A 1,314-nucleotide genomic window follows, 5' to 3' on the forward strand; every position below is an offset into this window, starting at 1 on the left:
GGAGTAGAGTCTGCGGTTTTTAAACCTCAGACCAATGTAGAGACCGAAGCCGCACACGCGTACAACGCCATCTTTGCTTACGCAGAGTTGGTCTGGGATGCCCCAATGGTTTGTTGATTGTGTCGTCAGCGCCGTTAGTGTTGGGGTATCGGTGGGAGGTATGCCTTGCAAAGCTGCCATGTCATCGGTGTTGGCCTCGTGTGAAGTTGCCGCTTCCGCGGGGCCGTTGAGCTTTTCGGATACTGCTTGTGGGTTGTGTGCTTGGTTATAGGCGACTATGCGGGCCCAGACCTGCTCGGGATCGAGTGGATGCTGAGGTGATGGTGCTTTGGGGAAGGTATCGAAAGCTTGGCGTGGGGTGATGTGCATTTTGCCGATAAGCAGTGATTGGTGCCGTCGTCGTTCGTTGTAGACCTGGCGGTATTCAGCCAGATATGTGTTGACCTCAGCAAGGCTGACTGGGTGGCGTGCATCGAGGAACTGGGTCAATGTGCGGTGAGAGCGCTCGTCTTTTCCCTGGGTTGTCGGGGCGAAACCAGCAATAGCAAGAACACCTTGGCTGGCGAGCCAGGTTTCAGTAGCAGAGAGAAAGCCACGGTGGTAGGTGGCGAACGCATCGCCATTGTCGGAAAGGATTTCTTGAGGTTTGCCGTAGGCAGCGAACGCTGCGGCCAGTACGGCGCGTGCGTCAGTACCGTTTTCTGGCAGGGCGAACGCTGTGGTTCCGACATCGAATCTGCTGGCATCATCGATAATCTGGTAAATCGTGACATGTGTGTGGGCATGGTCAAAGAGGCGATAGACCAGTCCATCGATTTGCCAGAGTTCACCGACGCGATCACGGGCGAAGCGCTTATAGGAGCTGCGTGGCCGTTTGCGGGCATTGGCATCAACAAACCCCAGTTCATGCAGCCACGAGGCGATTGTAGAACGCGATGGGGTGTAATCTGCGCCTACAGTGTCGAACAAAAAGTAGTAGATCGACCAAGGCCCATAATCCAAGCCTTGCTCCATTAACTGTTGTCTGGCGTGGACGACTGCGATTTTATCGGCCTCGTCAAACTTCTTAATCGGATTCTTCGGGGCAGTCGAATCCGGCACAATACCTGCGCGCCCCTTCTGCGCTATCCGGTGTTTGATGTTGTGGTACGTCTGCCGCGAGATCCCTAATTCTTTGCAAAACTGTGTGACCGTCTTGCCGTCACGAACGGGATCGAAATCTGCGACCTTTCTACGCTTATGCAATGGAATAGCCATCCGGCTATTCCACCGCCGCAAACGTCCAAAAAGCCACTAGACATCCCGTCCAAAAAC

At 54.5% G+C, this 1,314-nt stretch carries 1 protein-coding gene; it reads right to left on the reverse strand.

Annotated elements, in window-relative coordinates:
- Positions 1–1,257: integrase core domain-containing protein (locus tag HMPREF2792_RS00880; protein ID WP_070530116.1), on the reverse strand; the 1,257-nt coding region annotated here is incomplete at its 3' end.
- Positions 1,258–1,314 lie beyond the last annotated feature (57 nt).

This window comes from Corynebacterium sp. HMSC068H04, from assembly GCF_001811255.1.
In the GTDB taxonomy this organism is placed as follows: Bacteria; Actinomycetota; Actinomycetes; order Mycobacteriales; family Mycobacteriaceae; genus Corynebacterium; species Corynebacterium hesseae.